Here is a 22,183-nt window from a genome sequence, read left to right as displayed (position 1 = left end):
GGGCCAGGGAGAAGGACGCCAGGAAACCCGGCGCGCCCACGTCGCGCCGGTGAAAAGAGGCGCACGCCGCAAAACTCAGACTCCGCCGGTGTACATCTTGATCAGGTCCACGTCGCGGCTCACGCCCAGCTTGCGCATGGCGCTGCGCTTCTGGGTGCTGACGGTCTGCACGCTGCGGTGCAGCCGCTCGGCGATTTCGGTGATGGTGCTGCCGGCGCAGAACAGCCGGACGATTTCGGCCTCGCGCGGCGTCAGCCGGTTGGGTTCGGCCACCATCATGCTGTTGAGCAGCATGTCCTTGATGGTCGGCGAGTAATACTGCCGGCCGCCATGCGCGGCATGCACCGCGTCGACCAGATGCGCCAGCGAGTCGGACTTGCTGACCACGCCCGACGTGCCCTGCTTGACGATCGCCAGCAACAGCGCGGGATTGTCGACCATGGTGTACAGCACCAGCCGCAACTCGCGATAGCGGCGCCGCAGATGAGACAACAACACCAGGCCATCGCCATACCGGCCGCCGGGCATGTTGTAGTCGAGAACCTGCACGTCGCAGGGGTGCTGGTCCAGCAAGGCGACCAGTTCGGTGGAATCGTTTGCCTGCCCGATGATGCGCAGCGACGGATTGCGCTCCAGTTCCATTGCCACGCCGAGAAGCACCACAGGATGATCATCGGCAACCGCTACTTGTATGCTGAGATCGGACACCGCACCTCCCGCTCATCTGGATCGCAAGACAGGAACGCCGCTCGGTTGCGCACGCCCTTTTCCTGCATGGTGCGGAGAATTCTAAACGACGGGATTTAGCGCAAAGCTTGGCTGCATGCCGGTTTCCAGGGCATAGCCATCTTGTCGCCCACTCGCGAATTGCTTCGGACCAGCGCGAGACCCACGGCTGGCAACGGCTCTCGGGGAACTCGCCATACAAGCCTCTGCCAATGAGCCGCAGGCGTGTTTCGTATTAGTCAAAATCAGAATTCGAATAAATACTAAATCTTCCTGTCGAGCCGCTACCTATAGTTCCCTCACCCGCAATCCTGCGTTGCGGAAGACGTATTCATAGGCTCCGCCGCCGTATCGCTGTCCGGCCGGCAAGAACAGGAACCGCGGCCTCCGCGGCTAGACCACGTGCAGTCGCTACAAAAGAATGTCCCGGCGGCAACTCCGCCGCATGCAGTTCCCGCATCGATGGCCGCCCGGGCGCCCGGCCGCAATCCCGATCACATATCGACATCGCGCGCGTGGGCGGCCTGCCTGCTGCTGTGCGCGGCCGTGCCCATGGCGGGATTCGCCCAATCGCCCAACGCCAGAATCCCCGAGGTGCCCGACGCCGGACGCAGCCTGCGCGAGATCGAATCAATACAGCCCGAATTCGCGCCCCTGCCCGATCAGGCGCCACTGGACGACTCGGCGACGCGACCCGCATCGGCGCCATCCGGCGATCATGATGGCGGCGCGCGGCTACACGTGCGCGCCTTCCGGCTGCAGGGCAACCGCAACGTCGACACCGACGCGCTGCAGGCGCAGCTCGCCGACCTGAACGGCAGCGAGCAGGACCTGGCCGGCCTGCGCGCGGCCGCCGACCGCATCACGCGCTACTACCACGACCAGGGCTACCAGCTCGCGCGCGCCTATCTTCCACCGCAGGAAATCCGCGACGGCGTGGTCGACATCGCCGTGCAGGAAGGCGTCTACGACGAGATCCAGCTCGACAACCGGTCCCGCGTCAGCGATGCCGTGTTGCGCCGAGGGTTATCCGTGCTGCGGCCCGGCGATCCCGTGCACATCGACAACCTGGAAAGCCGCCTGCTGCGCCTGGGCGACCTGCCCGGCGCCGCGGTGCAAGGCACGCTGCGCGCGGGCGCGCACCCTGGCTCCAGCACGCTGCTGGTCGACGCGGCGCCCACGCCGCTGATCACCGGCAGCATCGACGCCGACAACTTCGGCAACTACTACACCGGCGAATACCGGCTGGGCGGCAACCTGGACGTAAACAGCCCGCTGCGCCTGGGCGACCAGCTCAGCCTGCGCCTGCTGACCAGCGACCGCACGCAGCGCTACTACTACGCCGCCTACCAGGCGCCGGTCGGCCCCGCTCTGACCCGCCTTGGCTTGAACGTGTCCAACGTGCGCTATGCGCTGGAGCGCGACTTCGAATACCTGGAAGCGCATGGCAGCGCGCGCACGACCGGCCTGTTCCTGTTGCAACCCCTGATCGCAGGTCGCCACTTCCGTCTGGAAGCGCGCCTGCAATACGAAGACCGCCAACTGCGCGACGACAAGGACGCGATCTCAGAGCGCCAAGGCAAGCGCATCCGCCTGGGCACCGCCTCGCTGTCGGCCAACGGCGAGGACAGCCTGCTCGGCGGCGGCCGCAGCGCCGCCTACGTTTCCTACAGCCACGGCTCCCTGCGCCTGGAAACCGAGGCCCAGCGCAGCAACGACCGTGCCCTGAACCGCAGCGCGGGCGGCTTCGGCAAGCTCAACCTCACCCTGCTGCGCCTGCAGCACCTGTACGGCCCCTTCACGCTGTACGGGCAGGTCAGCGCCCAACGCGCCAGCAAGAACCTCGACAGCTCCGAACAATTCAGCCTGGGCGGCCCCTACGGCGTACGCGCCTACGCCAACGGCTCGAGCAGCGGCGACTCGGGCTGGCAGGCCTCGCTCGAATTGCGCTACGTGCCCATGGCGGGCCTGCAGTTCGCCGCCTTCGCCGACGCGGGCCGGATCCGGCTCAGCCAACGTCCCTGGACCGACGAACGCAACCAGAGGCGGCTGTCCGCCGCCGGCCTGAGCATCACGCAGGCCGGCCCGTCGCATCAGGTCATGGCCGCGATGGCCTGGCCCATCCAGCGCGAAAACGAACAGAACGGCCCCAAGCAGGAACCGCGCTTCTGGCTACGCGCCACGCGCTACTTCTGACCGGCCGCCCCCGAGTGCAGCAGCACCGTGCCACGCAGAATCCGGCACGTCATCCAACCCCAGAAGGAATCCCATGAACAAGACTCATACAGTGATATGGAACGCCAGCAAGGCATGCTGGACCGTGGCTAGCGAATGCGCCCGCCGCCGTGGGAAATCCGGCGTCTCCGGCGCCCGCGCGGTGCTGGCCGCCGTCGCGGCCGCCGGACTGAGCGCCCTGGCGCCGCAGGCCCTGGCCGCGCCCACCAACGGCACGGTCACGCACGGCAGCGCCTTCATCTGGCAGGACAATCCCGGCAACGTCGCCGGCCAGCCCAAGAACACCGTCATCAGCCAGACCACGTCCAAGGCCGTCATCAACTGGAATACCTTCGACGTGGCCGGCAATGAATCCGTCACGTTCAACCATATGGATCCCAGCCATATGACGCTGAACAACATCACGAGCCTGGCCCCCTCCAACATCGCGGGCGCGATCAACGCCGTCGGCAAGGTCTTCCTGGTCAACCCGAACGGCATCGTTTTCAACAACACCGCGCAGGTCAACGTGGGCAGCCTGGTCGCCTCGACGCATGCCACCGATCCCACCGCGTTCTTCAACAACACCAGCGGCGTCTTCAACTTCGACGCGCCGGCCGGCCAGAACACCATGGTCAGCAACGTGGGCTACATCACCTCCGCCTCGGGCGGGGACATCGTGCTGCTGGGCCATCGGGTGCATAACGGCGGGAGCATCCAGACCAACGGCGGCTCCGTCGCGCTCGGCGGGGCCGGCTCCTTCACGCTGCGGCTTGGCAATGGCCCGCTCAGCCTGAGCGCGAATACCAGCGGCCAGTTCGCCAACGCCCAGAATACGGCCATGGGCACGATCCAGGCGAACGGCGGACAAGTCCTGCTGATGGCCCGCGACGCGCAGCCGGCCAACCCGCTGCTAGCGGTGGTGAACAATGCCGGCCTCATCGAGGCCGGGACGCTGCAGGCACGCCAAGGCAGGATCGTACTCGATGGCGGCTCCGGCACGGTGCTGGCGGGCGGCCGGATGTCCGCCAGCGCCCTTGGCACCTACGGAGATGGCGGTTCGGTCTCGATCCAAGGCGGACACGTGCGCGTGCTGGCGGGCGCCCAGGTGGACACGCGCGCGAGCAACGGCAGTACCGGCACCCTGGAGATCCGTGGCGACGCGCTCAAGGTGGGCGAGTCCGCCGCCACCGCGGGCAACATCCTGGCCAGCACGCTGGCGAATACCTTGAACACGACGAACGTCAGCCTGGCCAGCAATGCCGGCGACGTCGAGGTGAACGCGCCGGTAAGCTGGAGCAGCGGCCACGCGCTGACGCTGGACGCAAGCCACGGCAGCGGCGGCAAGGTCGCGGTCAACGGCGCCCTGACGGCCAGCGGCGCGGGCGCCGCCCTGAACCTGTCGGCCGACCGGCAGATCGACATCTCGCAGCGGATCACCCTGAGCGGCGTGTCCAACCAGCTCCACCTGCGCACGACCCAGTCCGGCACGCCCGGCCTCGCGCCGACCGCCAATTACGTGCTGAACGGCCCCGCCGGCCAGGCCGCGATCAGCCTGTCGGGCGCCAATCCGCTGTTCACGTCCAACGGCCTGCGCCACGTGGTGATCCAGGACCTGGCACAACTGAACGCCGTCAACGGCAACCTGTCCGGCTACTACGTGCTGGGCTCGGACATCCGGGGCGGGGGCACGGTGCAGTCCATCGGCGCCGGACAAGGCGGTTTCAAGGGGCTATTCGACGGGCTGGGCAACAAGCTGGTCAACCTGACGGTCCAGAATCCGGACAGCGTCGCCGGCCTGTTCAGCGACTCCTCGGGCACGCTGCGCAATCTCATCCTGGACAACGTGTCCGGCACGGGTTCGCAGCACATATACAGCGGCACCTTGATCGGCCGCAACACGGGCACCATCTCCAACGTCCACGTCGTCAACGGCCGGCGCTTCGGCTCTGAAGTCCAGGGCGGTGCGTTGGGCGGCATGGTAGGTTTCAACAATGGCGGCACCATTGAACGATCCAGCTACTCGGGCAGCGTCAACACCTCCCCGCAAATCTATGTCGCGGGAGGGCTGGTCGGCCTGAACGTGAACGGCACCATCCGGGACAGCAGTAGCAAGGGGTCGGTCAACGACTATGCCGGCCATGGCACCAACGTCGCCCATCTCGGCGGATTGGTGGGCATCAACCGGAATGGCATGATCAACAATTCCGCGAGCACGGCCTCGGTCACGACCAAGCAACAGAGCAACATCGGCGGCCTGGTCGGCACCAACTCCGGCCAGATCATCGCCAGCACCAGCAGCGGCCGCGTCTCCAACACCTCGGGCGGAAACGTCGGCGGACTGGTGGGTGAAAACACGGGCGTGATTCTCGACTCGTCGCAAACCGTCGGCGAAGTCGAGGGATCCGGCCTGGCCTCGGTGGGCGGACTGGTCGGCTTGAACGGCAACGGCGGCATGATCGACCGCACGACGAGCAGCAGCGCCAAGGTGTATCTGGCCGGTTCGACCGCCAGCGTGGGCGGCCTGGTGGGCCTGAACGCTGCCGGGGCCACGATCAGCAATAGCGAGGCCGTGGGCAATGGTGTCCTCGCCACCAACACCACCGGCGTTCGCATCGGCGGCCTGGTCGGCGTCAATGACGGCGATATCCAGCAGAGCGCTTCCCGCGTGCGCGAGGTAAAAGGCGGCGGCGGCGCTTCCGCCGGCGGGCTGGTCGGCCGCAACACCGGCAACATCTTCGCATCTGAGTCCTCGACGCTGCTGACGGAAAGCGGGAACAACAGCCACGCGGGCGGAGTGATCGGCTACAACGAAGGCCGCCTCATGGCGACGGTCTCCTCGGGCCGCGTCGCCGCCGGCAGCTATTCGAACGTCGGCGGGCTGGTCGGAACCAACGGCGAGCCGGGCAAGGTCCACCACTCGGAATCGTCGGGCTCCCTGGCCGGCAGAACCGGTTGCTCCGCCAACAACAACAGCTGCCCCGGGGTTTCCCAGCAAGTCACCATGGGCGGCCTGGTCGGCCTGAACCGCGGCCTTGTTTCCGGATCCGCCACCAGCAACGCGTTCTACACCTACGATGCATCCAGGACCGGCGGGCTGGTGGGCATGAACCAGGGCGTCATGCAGTACAACACCGCGCGGGACGGCGCCGCGCAGCTCCGCCCGGCGGGTACCAATCAGGGCATCATCGAGCCTTGATCTGACAGGAACACGGGGCCGGTCCGCGTACCGGCCCCGCGGCTCGGCCCGGATCCACTGGAGGCGAATCCGAGCACGCCGCGTCCATGCACCAATCCCCGCACGGCAATCCGCTGCGCGGGGATTTTCTCGTGCGGAACGGGGAATGCAACAAGCCCGACCTCGACGAACGTCAAGGTCAGGCTACGGACGGCGCGTGGTGGATTGCCTTGCGCGCCCCGCTCAGTCGTAGCGCACCTGGAAACGCACGCTGCTGTTGGCCGGCCCGGGCGTCACGCCCCCCTGGCCTTCGTGATCGGTGCGCACATAATGCGCCGCCAATTCCAGGGTCGTCGTCTCGCCATCTTGCAGCGTGGCGTATTGTGGAAACTGTATGAACGGTCCGGCTTCCGGCGCGTCGCCAATGCTCACCTCCTTGCCGGGATCGTCGCGTCGCGTCAGCACGATGCCGAGATTCCTGGCATGGTTGATGTCGCTCTGATCCAGCCGCAGCACATTGGGCCAGCCAGGCACCTTGCCCTGGAAGCCCGGAGAAAACGATATCTTGGGCTTGGCCCGCGCCGCGCAGTTGCTCAGCGAGATGTCGAAGGGCACGCTGCCGGCCCGGTCGCCTCGCCCGGGAAAACTGCCCCGGGTCACGGGTCCCATGGGCACTTCCCTGCCGCTGCCCTGATAGCTGGCATCCACGGCGCACACCGCCGTCACGACCGGCGGCGTCGTGCCGCCCCCGCTGATGAGTTGATCGATATTGAAGTCGAAGCTGGTGTTGCAAGAAGGATCCGTGATCGGCCCCAGGTCCGTGCCCTCGGCAGCGGGATCCGATTTCACTTGCACGACCTTGAAACGCATGCTGGCGCCCTGGTACGCCGTCGCCATTCCCGTCACGGGGAATGCGCCGATTCCAGGCAAGACATCGGAACCCATCTTCACCAGCTCCACGCGCAGGCTTACCTGCAATATATATGGGGCCATTTGCATATTGGCCAGCATGATCAGCTGCTCAATATTGCGGACCGCGCGGATCGCCGTCGTCGCCTGCACCTCGCTGGCACTGTCCCCAGGCCCGGCTCGCAGCCGGATCCCTATTCCTGAAACGTTCGTAGGAAAGATGGTGCTGCCGTCCGGCCTGACCCCGGTCCACGTCGCTCCGGCCGCCAGGTAGTACCTGTCCGTCGAGGCTGCCGGCACCAGCGTGCCGATGGACGACAACGTGACCGACCTGACGGCCAACACGGTGCCGTCCGGGATGACCTGGCTGCCGCCCACGTTGCCGATCTGCGGAGGAATCCAGGCGCCCCCCGAGGTCTGGCCGGCGCCGAACGACTCGATTCTGCATGTTGTCGCGCGCGCCGGCACGATCTGGGCCCAGGCATCGACAGCCGGCAACGCGACACCGCCCGCCAGCAACAGCCCGACCAGCAGCCGGCTGGCCGGCCCATCTTGCGGCGCGCGGCCCGGGCGATGAAACAGACGGTGGAACATGGTTTCTCCTTCTAGCTATGCCCGGCCGGCCACGAGGCCAGCCGATGGCGCTCAATCGACGCGCGCGAACTCGGCCTGGGCGCTGCCGCGCTTGGCCGCCCCAAAGTCGTCCACCGACTCATAATCCAGCGACAGCCCGCCCTGATCGCGCGGCGCGGGCCAGCGTCCCACGAAGGACGCGGACGACAGGGGCGGGACGGTCAGCCCCGCCAGGCCATCCCCCTGGCTGCCGCGCACTTTCAGCGTCCGGAACGTGACGCTGTAGGGAGTGGGGTTTTCCGCCAACACGCGCATCGAACCGTTGCCGGCATCGCGCCAGGTCCAGCGCAGCTTGCCCGGCGCATCGCTTGCCTTGCCTTGCAGGCCCTCGGGCCGGAACAAGACCTTCATCGACAGGTTCAGTTGCAGGCGCAGGCTGTTCTGCTCGTCGCTCACGACCGGCACTTCCAGGAAGTTCACCCAGAACAGGGACTCGCGATCCTTGGGCAAGGACTCGCCGGTATAGCGCAACTGCACCGCCTTGCGCTCGTTCGGCTCCAGGCGCAGGAGCGGCGGCGTCAACACGAACGGCACCTTCAGCCTCGCCAGATCGTTGGCGTCCCGCGCCTCGCCCCGGTCCAGCCAGGACTGCACCAGGATCGGCTCGGCGCCGATATTGCCGACATAGACGCTGATTGCCTTTTCGCGGGCGGGATAGACGAAGCGCGTGCCATCGACGGACATGTCCGCACGGACAGCGCCGGCCAGCCCGGCCCATGCCGCCACGATCGCCATGCCGGCAAAGCCCGCGCGGCGCAATGCGAGAATGCGCCGGCCAATCATGGCTTCAACCCCGCCACCGGCATCGGGCCGGCGGGTGATGCCGGCTCCGGCTGGCAGACGCTCTCGACCACATCGAAGCCGCCCTGGCCGCGCTCGCGCTCGGACAACGCATAGTCGATGCGGCAGCGCTGGTCGGCTTTCGATCCCCAGCGCACGCTGACGCGGCCTTCATCCTTGCGCACGCGCATGACGATGCGGCTGCCCTGGCCAACGCTGCCGATCACCTCGCCATCCTCGAGGTCGTAGACCTCGGCGCCGAATGGCAGCGGAGCGCCATCTCGCTGTTTGCCGTCGACCAGCACGGGCCTGGACCGGCGGGTGGGATAGGACAGCAGCACCACCGCGCCGGCGCGCGGCGCCACGGTACGCGTATTGCTCAGCAGCTCCACGTCGTCGGCCATGTCGGCGGAATCCAGTTCCACGCTGTTGCTTCGATACGGCATCAGATAGGGCACCAGGCCATAGCCCCGCCCATCGATGCGGCTGTTGCGGTCGCGGGTGGTCCGCGCGTCCTTGGCGTCCGGCGCATGCAGCAGGCCGATGGTATCGCCCAGGACCGGCGCCAACGTGACCCCGCCCGCGTGGGCCAGCACGTTGCCCGAGGCGCGCAGGCTGGTCTGCCGATAGTCGCGCCCCTGCGAGATGCTGGCGCCCACCTGGGCCAGGCTGCCCAGGTAGTCCAGGTTGCCGTTGGCCGATGAGATGCCCGAGCGGCTGTTGTAGCTGGTGCCGAGCGAATAGTTGAACAGCGAGTCCTCGCCGGCCGATCCGCCCACGCTCAGGCCGGAATTCGTGCCGCCGGCGCCGCTATGGCTGGTGTAGCTGTTGAGCAGGGGCGCGTCATAGGTCTTGCCCAAGGGGATGTTCAGGTTGAGGGTGACCGTGGTCTCGCGTTCGCGTCCCAGCGAATACAAACCGCCGTTGACAGTGCTGCGTTGCACGTTCAGCGCGTAGGACACGCGGCCCCAGTTGTTGTAGTAGCCGCCGCCAAAATTGATGTTGCGGCCCGCGCGCTTCCAGTACTGGATCGCCGAGCCATTCAGGTAAAAGGAGCCCAGCCTGTCACCGAGCGACTGGTTGATATTGACATCGATACGGTTACGCAGCCGGCCGCCGGCATCGTAGTAGCGATCGGACTTCGGGATGTCGCGCTGGGCGACGGCTTCGTTGAAGCCGACGAAGCCGCTGGTCGAATAGCGATATGCCAGCACCGAGAAATTCGTGCCCGTCTCGGGCAGATTCTTGCTGTATGACAATCGATAGCTGGAGCCCGATGTTTTTTCATTGGCCAGCTTGGCGGTCGCCGCCGTGATGTCACCAGCCAGCGCGCCCCATTCGGTATTGAGCACCGCGCCCAGCAACACCGAGCGATAGTTGCCGCTGAGCGCCAGCCCCCCGTATGCCGTGACCAGATTGCTCAGGCCGCGCCGCACCAGGCCTTCGAACACCGCCGGCCCGCCACTGCGGTAGCCCGAGGCCATGGCCTGCCCCAGCGACATCGAGTAACGCGTTTCGCCGGACTTCAGCAGCTCGACTGTCGTGGCAAAAGGCACGGTGAAACGGCGCGTTTCGCCATTGGCCTCGACGACGCGCACCTCCAGATCGCCGCCATAGCTGGCCGCCTGCAGATCCTCGATGACGAACGGTCCCGCCGCGACCGTGGTTTCATGGACCAGGAAGCCACGCTGATAGACGCTGACCGTGGCATTGGTCTGGGCGGTGCCGCGTATGGTCGGCACGTAGTTGCGTCGTTCGTCGGGCAGCATGCGTTCGTCGCTGGCCACGCGCACGCCGCGAAACGAAACCGGGTCGAAATACCGCCCATCGGAAGATGTCTCGCCCAACAGCAGTTCGGATTTCCAGGACGGGATGCCAGTCACCGCGTACAGCCGGCCCCGTTGATAGCGCGAGCCTTCGCGCGATCCCCAAGCCACCGAGCCATCGTGCCGCACGCGCCAGGAGGCGACGTTCAGCCCGGCGCTCAAGCCCAGGTAGCCTCGGTCGTCGGAACGTCCGCCGCGCACGTACTGTGAATAGTAATTGCCGGTATAGCCCAGCCGCGCGGCGGTGATGCCGCTGTCCGACAGGGCCGGATCCACATAGATGCTGGCGCGTCTCGTACCCAGGTAGATGGTGGGCACGGTCAATAGCAACTGCTGTTCCGCCGCGTCGAACCTGACCTGCGCGCCGGGCACATGGCTTGCCAGATCGCCGCAATAGGGCGTGTCCCCCAGCACGGGACGCCCCTGCTCGACGGCCTGACGTTCGAGCTTTTCCATGTCGAACCCCGAGCTGCGCAACAGTTCGGCGGTGTAGCAAGGTGCCGCGCCCTCCTGACCCACGTCGCGGAACTCAACGAAAGAGGCCCCACGCCAGTTGCCATTCACCAGCACATCGACGCGATACTGGCCGGGCAATACGGCGTTGGGCTTTTCGAAACGGGAAAGATCGACGGAATCGTCCGAGACGCCGCGCAACAACATATTGGAATCGAACTGCACGTACTGCTTGGATTTACCCTGCGCCTGCGCATCCGCCGCAATGGCCAACATGCAAAGGCCCGCTATCCAGACCCGCCGTTGCCGCGACTTGCGCCTGTTTCCAGGACGAGCCGTCACCTGCATCGTCAAATGCATCGTTTTAGCCTTGCGAAAAAATGGAGCCTTCAGAAGCGCCGGTCAGGGCGAAGACAAGGGGCGCTGATACGAGTGCCTGCCGCCAAAATCATTGATGGCCCAATAGTGGATCTGACTTTGGCCCGGCACGGGATTTCGACCGGCCGGAACAGGAAAACGCAGCTTGGAAAATGGCGCCACCATGGCATCCTGGCCTGCCCGGTCCAGGATGTCGCGACGCCCCGCCGTTTCCAGCTCGACAGACAAGAAAGACACGTGATACGGCGTCGGATTGTGCACCTCAACGGCGCCTGCGCCTGGGACCAGCGTCCATTTCAAGCTGTCTGGCGCGTCCCCGGCATCTCCGGACAATCCGGTCGGACGGAAGAACAGCTTGACCCGGGTGCGAAACTGCAAGGTCAGCGTATTCTCCTCGCTGCCGCGCGGCGGAGTTTCCATCACGTTCAGGTAAAACAGCGACTCCCTGTCCGTGGGTAATGGCCGTTTGGCGTAGAACACACGGAGCAGCGCGCTGCCGTCAGGCTCGACCCTAGTCAGGGCGGGTGACACGATAAAGGGCACCACCATCACTTCGGGCGACAAGTCCGGGCGGCCGTCGTCAAGCCAGGACTGAGCGAGTATGGGATAGCTGCCCGGATTCCGCACCCGGATGCTGACATCCTTGGCCTTCTCTGGATAGACGATGCGCGTTCCCTCCAGGACCAGAGTTGCCTGCGCCACGCCAGCGCTGGCAACCCAAGCCATGACGCCCATGCACAACCAACGTACTGCAACACGCTTCATGGGCGTCATGCCTGCACCTCGACTTATCGGTAGGACACCTTGTATGCGATTTGCGAACCGGCGTTACCAGACTCGAGAGTGCCGCTGGCCCTGACATAGCCCGCCTCGAAGGTGAGGTCTCCGGCAAGGATCTGCGTGACGGTCGTATCGTTCGAGAACCTCAACTGAAGCGTCTGTACGTCGCTCGGAGACATGGTGCCTCGGAGGTCAAGCTTGTTGGTCTTGCCATTGCCGGCGTTCCAGATGCCGATCTCGATGCCTTTCGCCGGCTGGAAGCCAGTGACCATCAGATTGCCCGTGGCTCCATTGATGTTCGCCGAACCCTGGTCGAATTCAATGGCGGCGCCTCGCGTTTCGGTTTGTGCGGCGCCCGCGGCCGGGTTGGTAGGCAGAGGCGTGAGCAAGCTGCAATTGGACAGGCTGATCTTGAACGTCTGCTTGGAGCCAATGTTGGCGCCCACGGCCAGCGCCTTCGTCGCCGCATTGGGATCCACGTTGCCGAGCCGCACATCAGTGATGTTGCTCGCAGAACCTTGACCGCCATTGACGGAGCACGTGGTGTCCGACACGCTGCCCGTGAAGCGGATCTGACCGTCCCAGGCGGCCTGCGCGTGCGAAGCCGCCGGCGCCAGAGCCGCCAGCAGCGCGCCGGCAGAAATGAGATACGAGAGAGAACTGCGCTTCATCGTTGTCGTTCCTTATTGATTGGAGAGATGAAACCGGCGCGCCGCAGCGACGCATCCAGGCCTTGCCATCGGCGGAGTACCGGAAAACCGGAATCCTGATGCCGGTCCCTGATGCGGATACGGCCTGTTTGAAGCACCCGGATCAAGGATTCGGGTACTTTGCCAGCGGGCACATTTCGGGTCTCTTGAACGAAAACGAAATACAGCTAGTAAAAATACGAGTTCCCCCTTCCCGCCTTGCACAGTGGAAGACAAGAACGCGACGCAGGATGAGGCGCCATGGCGCGGCCTCGCGCCTGGCGACGACGATGCGGTCGCCGGCCGCGCGGCGGTGCGCGGCCGGCATGGGCACGAACCTAGCGCAAAGCCTGGTCCGCCCAAGCTCGCAGCGGCAACGGCGGCTGCGCATCCAGAATGCGCGCCAATATCAGTTTCAGCTCCGGCCAGCCCCCGCTGGCGCTGGGCCAGCGGCTGGGCACGACCGCAATCCAGTCACCTCCCGGCGCGCGCTCGGCCATCTTGAAACGGAAGGTGTAGTGCCCCGCCACGCCCATGCGCAGGTCGGTCACCACCAGCGCATCGCCGATCACGTCATGGCGCAGCCAGTCGCCGGTGAACCAGCGCAGCCTGTCATGCAGCGCGGATCCGGCCAGGTTGGCTCCAGCGTCCGGGTTGAGCGGCAGGCGCAGCCATTCCGGCGGCGTCCGATCAAACCAGCCCGATACGGCTTCGTAATAGTGATCGTCCGGCGTCTTGGCAAGCACGCGCCATACGAGCGTATTGAACGGCATGGGCACGGCGCGCAAGGCCGTGACCTCGATGCCTTGCGCGGCCATGGCATCGCGCACGCGGTGCTCGGCCGCCACCCTGCCCGCCAACCCGAAGCCCAGATAGGCCGTGCTGAAAACCAGCGCCGCCGCGAGCAATCCGCGCGCGCGCGCCGTCATGCCCGCCGCGACCGCATACAGCGACGCCGCCAGCAGCGGCACCGTATAGACCGGGTCGATGATGAACACGGCCGCCCAGCTTTCCGGCACCGGCGCCAGCGGCCAGAACAGCTGGGTGCCATAGACGGTGAAGGCGTCCAGCAAAGGATGCGTCACCAGAACCAGCCAAAGCGTCAGGAACAGCCGCCAACCTCCGTATGGAGCCTGCGGCCAATACCGGCGTATCAGCCAGGCCAGCAGCGCCGCCAGGCCGGTCAGGACGAACAGAGAATGGGAGAAACCCCGGTGATAGGTCATCAATGAAACCGGGTCCGGATAGCGCATCAGCACGTCCAGATCCGGCACGGTCGCCAGCGCGGCGCCCCAGAGCAGCGCCCTGCGCCCCTGGAAACGCCCCAGCAGCGCGCCCTGTATGCCGGCGCCCAGCACGGCTTGTGTAACGGAATCCATGATCCTCCGACAATCGGCTTCATTCATATGGCCGACGCATGCCGGTCCCACAATGCAGGCGTTAAGATACTCGATTGCATTCAGCTGATATTCAACTTCCGCACATGGATCAATACATAGACCAGATCGGCATGTTCATCGAGGCCAACCAGGCCTGGGCCGGACCGATCACCTTCCTGCTCACGCTGGGAGAATCCCTGGTGCTGGTGGGCCTGTTCATTCCCGCCACGGCGCTGATGCTGCTGACGGGCGGCCTGATCGGCGCCGGCACGCTGGATCCCTGGAACGTGCTGGCCTGGGGCATCGCGGGCGCGATCGTGGGTGATGCCTTGTCCTACGGCCTGGGCCGCTGGGCCGGCCCCGGCGTGCTGCGCCGCTGGCCGCTCAAGCAGCAACGCACGGCGGTGGCGCGCGCCAGGCTGTTCTTCTATCGCTATGGCTTCGCCTCGGTGCTGATCGGCCGGTTCCTCGGGCCTATCCGTTCCACCATCCCCACCGTGGCCGGCGTCATGGGCATGGCGCATGGCCGCTTCCAGCTGGCCAACGTGTCCTCCGCCATCCTGTGGATGCCGCTGATGCTGGCGCCGGGCTATGTCACCGCGCGCAGCCTGGGCTCCGCAGAAAACGCGCAACAGATCGCCATGCTGATCGGCGCCGGCTTTTCGGTGGTGCTGGGCGTCGGGCTGCTGGTCGCCATGCTGCGAAAAAAAGGGAAGCCCCAGCCCCGAAGCGCTACGCGCTCTTCCCTGTAGGAGGCGCCGCTGCGAACCGGCGAAGCCGGATCCCCGCGGCCCCGCCCCGGGGGCCCGCCATGCGCCGAAGGGGGCGCGGGCTGCAAGGAATGGCATATAGTGCTGGAATAACAGGAATGGAGATGTCTGATGGCTCTGGGCGGCGAACCAAAGGATGGCGATTACGCGCGCTATGTCAAAGAACTGAGTCGTGTCAGCGCGTCGGATCTGTTCAACGCGCCCTCGCCTGACGCCACGCGGTCTCCCGGCGCGACATCCGGCGGCGAGTCCACGTCGACCAGCCCGCTGTCGTCCGCGCCCTGGGGCAATGGCGGCACGCCGCCCGTGCCCCATTCCACCCTGCCCCCCGCACAACCGGATACCGACGCCGCAACGCTGGCCAAGACCGCTGCCAAGCGCGGCGTCGGCAAGGTGCTGACGGTCGCTGCGGCGGTGGTCGGCCTGATCGCGGCGCGCATTGTGCTGCAGGCGCTGAACAGTCCGCGAGCCGGGCTGGACGATTTCATGCCCGCGGTGTTCCTGGCCTTCTTCGCCTTCATGCTGTTCAAGGCCGCCGGCGACGCCCGCAAGCCCGGCAAGCCGCCCGCCGGCAAACTGCCGCCGCTGAAGTCCACCTACCGCAAGGACGGCTAGCAGCAGCCTGGCCTGGCGCGACCCCGGCCTGCATCGCCAGCCAGCTGCGGCCTACCAGCTGCGGCCTGCCGACTGCGGTCAACCGGATACAGCCAGCCAGACGCTACGGGCAGAGAGCGGCCGACGAGTGGCCGACTACCCAGGCCAGCGCCCGGGCACGGCCGGCGCAGCGCCACGGGGTGCTAACATCTGCGCCCTGCGCGCGATCCGCGCAGGTATTCCCGCGTCAAATATACGGAGCGAAAGTGAACACACCCGTCGGATTGAACCCGGCCCAAGCGGCCACGATGCTGAAACTGCAGGATCACCTGAACAGCATGATCAATCCCGCCTGGGTGACCAGCGGTTCGCGCTTCCTGCGCGCCGCGTTCGTGGAATCAGCCGAGGCGCTGGAACACCATGGCTGGAAATGGTGGAAGAAGCAGACCATCGACCTGCCCCAGGTGCAGATGGAACTGGTCGACATCCTGCACTTCTACCTGTCGCACACCATCGTCCAGGCAGGCGCGTCGATCGAAGGCGCCGCGGCCGAGCTGATGCGCGACCTGGCCGGCCCCGGCACCGTCACGCTGGACGGCGCCACCCGTGAGTTGGCCGCGCTGAGCGTGCCCGAGCTGCTGGAACTGATCGGCGGATTGGCCGTGTGCGGCCGCGCCAGCTTCAAGGTCCTGGAACGCACCATGACCGCCTGCGAGATGGGCTGGAACGACGCCTACACCCAGTACGTGTCCAAGAACGTGCTGAACATCTTCCGCCAGCGGCACGGCTACAAGGAAGGCACCTACATCAAGATCTGGAATGGCGAGGAAGACAACGTGGTGCTGGCCCGGCTGATGTCCGCGCTGGACCCGGCGCAGGCCGATTTCGCCGACCAGTTGCAGGCCCAGCTGGAACAGGCCTACGCCAAGCTGTAGTTCCTGGCCCGCAGCGGCGGTTCCAGATAAAAGAAGCGCCGCCTTGCCAGCGGCGCTTTTGCTTGCGTGCCGAATCCGCGTCAGCGCTGGCCGAAGCGCGTTTCCCCGAACAGCGCCTTGTGCTCGCGCGGCTGCGAACGCCAGTACTGGCGCGGCGCGTCGACCTGTCCGCCCAGCTGCGCGGCCGCGTGCCAGGGCCAGCGCGGGTCGTACAGCATGCCGCGCGCCAGCGCCACCATGTCGGCCTGCCCGCTGGCCACGATTTCCTCGGCCTGGGCGGCCTCGGTGATCAGTCCCACCGCGATCGTGGGCATGCCGACGCGGCGCTTGATCTCAGCGGCGAAAGGCACCTGATAGTTCGGCGCGACCGGGATCTTCTGCTGAGGCGACACGCCCCCGCTGGACACGTCGATGAAGTCGCAGCCGCGCGCCTTCAGCGCCTCGGCGAAGACCGTGGTCTGCTCCAGGTCCCAGCCGCCCTCCACCCAGTCCGTGGCGGACACGCGCACGCCCAGCGCGACGGATGCCGGCACCACGTCGCGCAGCGCCTGGAATACCTCCAACGGGAAGCGCATGCGGTTTTCCAGCGAACCCCCATAGGCGTCGTCGCGCCGGTTCGCCAGCGGCGACAGGAACTGGTGCATCAGGTAGCCATGCGCGGCGTGCAACTCGATGGCGTCGAAACCCAGCCGCAGCGCGCGCCGGGCGCTGTCCACGAACGCATCGCGCACGCGGGCCAGGCCGGCGGCGTCCAGCGCCTGCGGCGCCGGCTCGGATTCATTGTGCGGCAGCGCCGAGGGCGCCCAGCCCTGCCAGCCGCCTTCGGTGGACGGCACCAGCTGCCCGCCGTCCCAGGGCGCGTGGCTGGACGCCTTGCGTCCGGCGTGGCCGAGCTGGATGCCCAGCTTGATCGGCGAATAACGGCGCATGGCCGTCACCACGCGGCCCAGCGCGGCCTCGGTTTCATCGGACCACAAGCCCAGATCGCCGGGCGTGATGCGGCCATCGGGCTCCACCGCCGTCGCCTCGACGAACAGCAGCGCGGCGCCGGACAAGGCCAGATGGCCCAGATGGATCATGTGCCAGTCGGTGGCACAGCCCGCGTCGGCCGAGTATTCGCACATGGGCGCGATCACGATGCGGTTGGCCAGTCGCAGGGGACCGGCCTGGGTGGGGGTGAACAATTGGCTCATGCGCAAGCGTCTCCGGGCAATGGAGCGCACAGCATAGCGCCGGCGCGCCGCAGCCGGGCCGATCCCCGAGGCCGCGACAGGGTCAAATCCCGCCGCGCGGCCCCGCGCCCGGCGCACACGACACGGCGCTCCGTGCCCGCCGCCAGACGCGCGCGACATGCCTGCCCCCGCCTTCCGGTTCCCCGCCTCCGTTCACTGCCCTTCGATCACGCTGTCCAGGAACTGCCGCGTGCGCGCCTGCCGGGGCTGGCTGAACAGCGTGGCGGACTCCGCGTCCTCGACGATATTGCCCTCGTCGAAGAACAGCGTGCGGTCCGAGCTGCGCTCGGCGAACTTCATCTGGTGGGTGACGATGATCATGGTCATGCTGCGGCGCGCGGACAGGTCGCGCAGGATCTGCAGAATGCCGCCCACCAGCTCGGGATCCAGCGCCGACGTCACCTCGTCGAACAGCATGATCTCCGGACACATGGCCAAGGCCCGCGCAATGCCCACGCGCTGCTTCTGGCCGCCGGACAGCTGCGCCGGATAGGTGTCCAGCTTGTCGCCCAACCCCACCATCTCCAGGTATTCCACGCCGCGCTCGCGCGCCAGCTCGCGACTCAGGCCCTGCACCCGCAGCGGCGCCTCCATGGCATTGCCCAGCGCGGTCATGTGGGGAAACAGGTTGAAGTGCTGGAACACCATGCCGATCTTGCCGCGCACCCGGCGCAAGTGGGACGAATGCAGCCCCGCCGGCTTGCCGCCGGCGTCCGTCCACATGGGCACGCCGTCTATCTCGATCTCGCCGCCGCTGGGCCGTTCCAGCGTCATCAGCACGCGCAGCAGCGTCGACTTACCCGAGCCGGACGGGCCGATCACGGCTACGGTCTGACCCGACGGGATCTCCAAGTCGATGCCCTTGAGCACCTCCAGGTCGCCGTAGCGCTTGCGCAGGCCGCGAATGTTCACACTGGCGCTCATCGTTTTCCTCCATAACGTTGCAGGCGAGTTTCCAGCCCGCGCACGCCCCAGGCCGCCAGCAGGCTAAGCGCCAGGAACAGCGCGCCCACCAGGGTCAGGGGCTCGGTGTAGCGGAACGTGGCCGAGCCGAGCATCTTGCTCTGCTGCAACAGCTCCACCACCGTGATGGCCGACAGCAAGGGCGTGTCCTTGAACATGGCGACCAGATAGTTGCCCAACGCCGGCACCACCGGCGGAATCGCCTGCGGCAGCACCACGTCCACCGCCGTGCGCCAGCGCGGCAGGTTCAGGGCGATGGCGGCCTCGGTCTGCCCCTTGGGCACGGCTTCGATGCCGGCGCGGTATACCTCGGCGCAATAGGCGGCGTAGTGCAGGCCCAGCGCCAGCACCCCGGTAGCCAGCGGCGACATGCGCAGGCCGGTCAGCGGCAGGACATAGAACAGGAAGTACATCTGCACCAGCAGCGGCGTGCTGCGCACGAACTCGATCACGAAGGCCGCCGGCCAGGACACCAGCCGCAACCGTGCACGCCGCAGCAGCGCCAGCGCCAGTCCGAGCGTGACGGCGACCAGCATGCCCAGCACGGTGGCCTGGATCGTGACGATCAGGGCTGCGCCCAGCGCGGACAGGATTTCGAGCGCGTATGACCAGTCGAATATCGGCGTCATCGGATGCGCATCCTCCGTTCAAGCAGGCGCACGCCCGCGGTGATCAGCAAGGCCACGGCGAAGTACATCAGCAGCATCAGGCTGAAGATCTCGGTGGTGCGCAAGGTCTCGCTGCGCAGCAGCTGGCCTCGGAAGGTCAGGTCCGTGATGGTCACCAGCGACACCAGCGCGGTGTTCTTGAGCAGTTCGATCAGCAGATTGCCGGCCGGCGGCAGCATGGCGGGCACGGCCTGCGGCAAGATCAGCCGCCGCAGGATCTGCCCGCGCGTGAAGTTCAGCGCCACGCCCGCCTCGCGCTGGCCCGGCGGCACGGCCCGGATCGCGCCGCGCACCACCTCGGCGCCATAGGCGCCGGCGTTCAGGCCCAGCACCACGATGCCGACCAGCATGGCGGGCAATTGCAGGCCGAACAGCGGCAGCACGAAGTAGAACCAGAACAGCTGCACCAGCGCGGAGGTGCCGCGGAATACCTCGACGTAGACGGAAGCCAGCCAGCGCAACGGACGCCGCGTCGACAGGCGGCCGACGCCCGCGGCCACGGCCAGCGGCACGGCCAGCGCGGCGGCGCCCGCCATGACCTGCAGCGTCACGCCCAGCCCGTCCAGCAGCGGCGGCGCCAGCTCGCCCAGGGTCTCGATCCAGCTCGTCATGGCGCCGTCCTCACCGGCCCGCGCACAGCTTGGCCGCCGTCATGCCCTTGGGCAGTTCCTCGGCCGTGAAGCCGAAGGGCGCGACCAGTTTCCTGTGTTCCTCGGTGCCCAGGAACTTGGCCAGCTCGGCATTGAACGCGTCGACGAAGGCCTGGTCTTCCTTGCGGAAGGCATAGGCGCCGTAGCCGCGCACGCCCTTGCCGTCGATCACCGGATCGGTGAAGGGCTCGGCCTTTTCCAGGCCGCTGTCCTTGCCGGCCTTGCCCATCAGGTCGTTCACGGTCAGCGCGGTGGCGGCATAGGCATCGGCGCGCCCGGCCTGCACGCCGGCCAGCGCGCTCACCGCGTCGGGAAACACGACGGTGCGGTCGGGCGGCACCTTGAGGCTGGCGGCGTAGTCCGATTCGATCGCGCCCACCACCACGCCCAGCCTGGCGTCGGGGTTCTTGGCCGCGTCCTCGTAGCTGTGCAGGTTCTTGGGATTGCCCTGCTTGACCAGCATGGCCTGGCCCACGCCATAGGTGGGATTGGAAAACGCAGCTTGGCCGCAGCGCTCGGGCGTGATGTACATGCCCGCGGCGATGATATCGAAGCGCCTGGCCTGCAGGCCGGGAATCAACGAGCCGAACTCGGTCAGCACGCCCTCGACCTGGTTGATGCCCATGCGCTTGAGCACGACCCGTGCGATTTCGACGGACTCGCCCGTCACCTCGGCGCGCTGGCTGTCCATGTAGGCGAATGGCGCCTCGTTGGCGTAGCCGATACGGATCTTGCCGGCCGCCTTGGCCGCCTCCAGCGTACTGGCGGTTCCCTTGGCGCCCGCTGAGCCGGCCTGGCTGTCGGAACCGGAGTCCGAGCAACCTGCCAGCCCGGCTGCGCCCAGGGCCAGCAGCACGCCCGCCAGCAAGGCGTGGCGGTAGGAAGCGCGCGGCAGAGTGGTCTGGTTCATTGTTTTCTCCCATGTCGCAATATCTTCGCTAGAAATCATACGTCAATAAATGATTTCACTACTAATCATATGAACATGAAAAAAGCAGGCCGAGGCCTGCTTGCGGAAGCCGCCGCCCTGGGCGGCGGCGGGGAATGCGAGGGATCGCTACAAGACGTGTCCTTATTGCCCGGCGTAGGAGAAACGGCCGTTCTTGACCACGCCCATCACGCGAGCGCGCTCGTCGAAGCCCTGGTGATCGTCCTTGGAAATATTGAACACGCCATTGGGCACGGCCAGGTCGCGGGTCGACTCCAACGCGTCGCGCAGCGCCTTGCGGAATTCCGGCGTGCCGGGCTTGGCGCCGCCCTTCAGGGCGCGGGCCACGGCCGAATCCAGCAGCATCCATGCGCCATAGGCGTCGCCGGCGAACTGGGTCAGCGTGTGGGCGCCGTACTGGGCTTCGTACTTGTCCGCGAACGCGACCGCCACCTGCTTGACCGGATTGGAATCCGGCAATTCGCGCGCCACCACGCCGGGGCCGGTGGGAAACAGCGTGCCTTCCACGTCCTTGCCGCCGACCTGCAGGAATTCCAGCGTGCCGATGCCGTGCGTCTGGTAGATGACGCCGCCGTAGCCGCGCTCGAGCAGCGTCTTCTGCGGCAGGGCCGAGGGCGTGCCAGCGCCGGCGATCAGCACCGCGTCGGGCTTGGCGGCGATGAGCTTGAGCACCTGGCCCATCACCGACGCGTCGGTGCGCTGGAAGCGTTCCTGCGCCACGATCTTCAGGTCGGCGCCGGCGGCGGCGCTGAATTCCTTCCACCAGCTGTCGCCATAGGAATCGGCGAAGCCGATGAAGGCCACGTTCTTCAGGCCCTTCTTCTTCATGTCCTGGACCAGGGCGGTGGCCATCAGCGAGTCATTCTGCGGCATCTTGAAGGCCCAGGCGCGCTTGGGATCGGACAGCGGCTCGACAATCACGCTGGAGGCCGCCAGCGCGATCATCGGCGTGCCGGTCTCGGCCAGCACATCCAGGCCGGCCAGCGCGGCGGCCGTGATGTTGGGGCCGACGATGGCGTCGACCTTGTCCTCCGAGGTCAGCTTGCGCATGTTCTTCACGGCGCGGCTGACATCGGTGCCGTCGTCCAGCACCACGTAGCGGGCGGGCTGTCCGCCCAGCGTGGCCGGCCACAGCCGGACCGCGTTGTTGGTCTGGATACCGATGGCCGCGGCGGCGCCGGTGGTGGACACATCCACCCCGATCACGATTTCGGCATGGGCGGACAGGGCGGGAACGGACAGGACGGCGACGCAGGCGAGGCGCGCGAGCAGGCGGGACATGACAGCGGATCTCATGAAAAGCAAAAAGCCGGTACGGCAAAAACGGGCACGGGGATAGTAGCCCAAACAGGCGGCGTCCCTCGTGCGGCGCATCAAGGCGCGTAGCGCAATGCTTCCACCAACAGGGCCAGCGCCGGGGATTTGCGGCGGCTCGGGGAGTACAGGCGATAGCCCCCGGAGGGCTGGCGGCCGGCGG

General features: G+C 66.7%; 18 protein-coding genes. 5 read left to right on the top strand and 13 right to left on the bottom strand.

Annotated elements, in window-relative coordinates:
• Positions 1 to 75: 75 nt before the first annotated feature.
• Positions 76 to 708 (bottom strand): response regulator transcription factor, encoded by a 633-nt coding sequence (locus KDH83_RS32955; RefSeq protein ID WP_212316077.1) that lies wholly within the window; start codon positions 706 to 708, stop codon positions 76 to 78.
• 570 nt (positions 709 to 1,278) lie between these two features.
• On the opposite strand from KDH83_RS32955, the gene KDH83_RS12460 reads away from it, so the two are divergent.
• Positions 1,279 to 2,922: a ShlB/FhaC/HecB family hemolysin secretion/activation protein gene (locus KDH83_RS12460; protein ID WP_212316075.1), complete on the top strand. Its 1,644-nt coding sequence runs from the start codon at positions 1,279 to 1,281 to the stop codon at positions 2,920 to 2,922.
• Between the two features lie 73 nt (positions 2,923 to 2,995).
• A complete protein-coding gene (locus KDH83_RS12455; RefSeq protein ID WP_212316073.1) occupies positions 2,996 to 6,139 on the top strand; it encodes a GLUG motif-containing protein in 3,144 nt (1,047 codons plus the stop codon).
• Positions 6,140 to 6,361: 222 nt separating this feature from the next.
• Here the strand turns inward: KDH83_RS12455 and KDH83_RS12450 are convergent, their stop codons facing one another.
• From KDH83_RS12450 to KDH83_RS12425, 6 genes are all read right to left on the bottom strand, one after another.
• Positions 6,362 to 7,621 (bottom strand): fimbrial protein, encoded by a 1,260-nt coding sequence (locus tag KDH83_RS12450; protein ID WP_212316071.1) that lies wholly within the window; start codon positions 7,619 to 7,621, stop codon positions 6,362 to 6,364.
• Between the two features lie 51 nt (positions 7,622 to 7,672).
• Complete coding sequence (locus KDH83_RS12445; protein WP_212316068.1) at positions 7,673 to 8,443, bottom strand: fimbria/pilus periplasmic chaperone; 771 nt, start codon at positions 8,441 to 8,443, stop codon at positions 7,673 to 7,675.
• Positions 8,440 to 10,995: a fimbria/pilus outer membrane usher protein gene (locus KDH83_RS12440; protein WP_212316066.1), complete on the bottom strand. Its 2,556-nt coding sequence runs from the start codon at positions 10,993 to 10,995 to the stop codon at positions 8,440 to 8,442. The genes KDH83_RS12445 and KDH83_RS12440 overlap by 4 nt, the downstream gene beginning before the upstream one ends.
• 126 nt (positions 10,996 to 11,121) lie before the next feature.
• Positions 11,122 to 11,871 carry a fimbria/pilus periplasmic chaperone gene (locus KDH83_RS12435; RefSeq protein ID WP_249205054.1) on the bottom strand — a complete coding sequence of 250 codons (750 nt, stop codon included), beginning with the start codon at positions 11,869 to 11,871 and terminating at the stop codon, positions 11,122 to 11,124.
• A gap of 14 nt (positions 11,872 to 11,885) precedes the next feature.
• On the bottom strand, positions 11,886 to 12,548 hold the full coding sequence (locus KDH83_RS12430; RefSeq protein ID WP_212316064.1) for a type 1 fimbrial protein: 663 nt from the start codon (positions 12,546 to 12,548) through the stop codon (positions 11,886 to 11,888).
• A gap of 356 nt (positions 12,549 to 12,904) precedes the next feature.
• Positions 12,905 to 13,945 carry a metal-dependent hydrolase gene (locus KDH83_RS12425; protein WP_212316062.1) on the bottom strand — a complete coding sequence of 347 codons (1,041 nt, stop codon included), beginning with the start codon at positions 13,943 to 13,945 and terminating at the stop codon, positions 12,905 to 12,907.
• Between the two features lie 104 nt (positions 13,946 to 14,049).
• Between KDH83_RS12425 and KDH83_RS12420 the strand changes: the two genes are divergently transcribed.
• The 3 genes from KDH83_RS12420 (at position 14,050) to KDH83_RS12410 (ending at position 16,244) form a co-directional block, all read left to right on the top strand.
• Positions 14,050 to 14,697 (top strand): DedA family protein, encoded by a 648-nt coding sequence (locus tag KDH83_RS12420; protein WP_212316060.1) that lies wholly within the window; start codon positions 14,050 to 14,052, stop codon positions 14,695 to 14,697.
• 129 nt (positions 14,698 to 14,826) lie between these two features.
• Positions 14,827 to 15,330 carry a hypothetical protein gene (locus KDH83_RS12415; protein ID WP_212316058.1) on the top strand — a complete coding sequence of 168 codons (504 nt, stop codon included), beginning with the start codon at positions 14,827 to 14,829 and terminating at the stop codon, positions 15,328 to 15,330.
• Positions 15,331 to 15,593: 263 nt separating this feature from the next.
• The gene (locus tag KDH83_RS12410; RefSeq protein WP_249205057.1) at positions 15,594 to 16,244 is read left to right on the top strand and encodes a dUTPase; all 651 of its coding nucleotides are present in this window, start codon (positions 15,594 to 15,596) and stop codon (positions 16,242 to 16,244) included.
• Positions 16,245 to 16,324: 80 nt separating this feature from the next.
• On the opposite strand, the gene KDH83_RS12405 is transcribed toward KDH83_RS12410, so the two are convergent.
• The 6 genes from KDH83_RS12405 to KDH83_RS12380 all read right to left on the bottom strand — a co-directional run bounded on the left by KDH83_RS12405 (position 16,325) and on the right by KDH83_RS12380 (position 21,987).
• On the bottom strand, positions 16,325 to 17,437 hold the full coding sequence (locus KDH83_RS12405; protein WP_212316056.1) for an NADH:flavin oxidoreductase/NADH oxidase: 1,113 nt from the start codon (positions 17,435 to 17,437) through the stop codon (positions 16,325 to 16,327).
• Between the two features lie 192 nt (positions 17,438 to 17,629).
• Complete coding sequence (locus tag KDH83_RS12400; protein WP_212316054.1) at positions 17,630 to 18,400, bottom strand: amino acid ABC transporter ATP-binding protein; 771 nt, start codon at positions 18,398 to 18,400, stop codon at positions 17,630 to 17,632.
• Positions 18,397 to 19,068, bottom strand: coding sequence for an ectoine/hydroxyectoine ABC transporter permease subunit EhuD (gene ehuD / locus KDH83_RS12395; protein ID WP_212316051.1), 672 nt, complete (start codon positions 19,066 to 19,068; stop codon positions 18,397 to 18,399). The genes KDH83_RS12400 and ehuD overlap by 4 nt, the downstream gene beginning before the upstream one ends.
• Positions 19,065 to 19,718: an ectoine/hydroxyectoine ABC transporter permease subunit EhuC gene (gene ehuC / locus KDH83_RS12390; RefSeq protein WP_212316049.1), complete on the bottom strand. Its 654-nt coding sequence runs from the start codon at positions 19,716 to 19,718 to the stop codon at positions 19,065 to 19,067. Before ehuC ends, ehuD begins: the two co-directional genes overlap by 4 nt.
• 10 nt (positions 19,719 to 19,728) lie before the next feature.
• Positions 19,729 to 20,667 carry an ectoine/hydroxyectoine ABC transporter substrate-binding protein EhuB gene (ehuB, locus tag KDH83_RS12385; protein WP_212316047.1) on the bottom strand — a complete coding sequence of 313 codons (939 nt, stop codon included), beginning with the start codon at positions 20,665 to 20,667 and terminating at the stop codon, positions 19,729 to 19,731.
• Positions 20,668 to 20,829: 162 nt separating this feature from the next.
• A complete protein-coding gene (locus tag KDH83_RS12380) occupies positions 20,830 to 21,987 on the bottom strand; it encodes an ABC transporter substrate-binding protein (RefSeq protein WP_103275133.1) in 1,158 nt (385 codons plus the stop codon).
• Between the last annotated feature and the right edge of the window lie 196 nt (positions 21,988 to 22,183).

Origin of the sequence: Achromobacter sp. Marseille-Q0513, from assembly GCF_018195695.1 — a bacterium.
Lineage (GTDB): Bacteria > Pseudomonadota > Gammaproteobacteria > Burkholderiales > Burkholderiaceae_B > Achromobacter.
The sequence above is the reverse complement of the archived record's forward strand: the minus strand, read 5'-3'. Positions and strand labels throughout refer to the sequence as shown.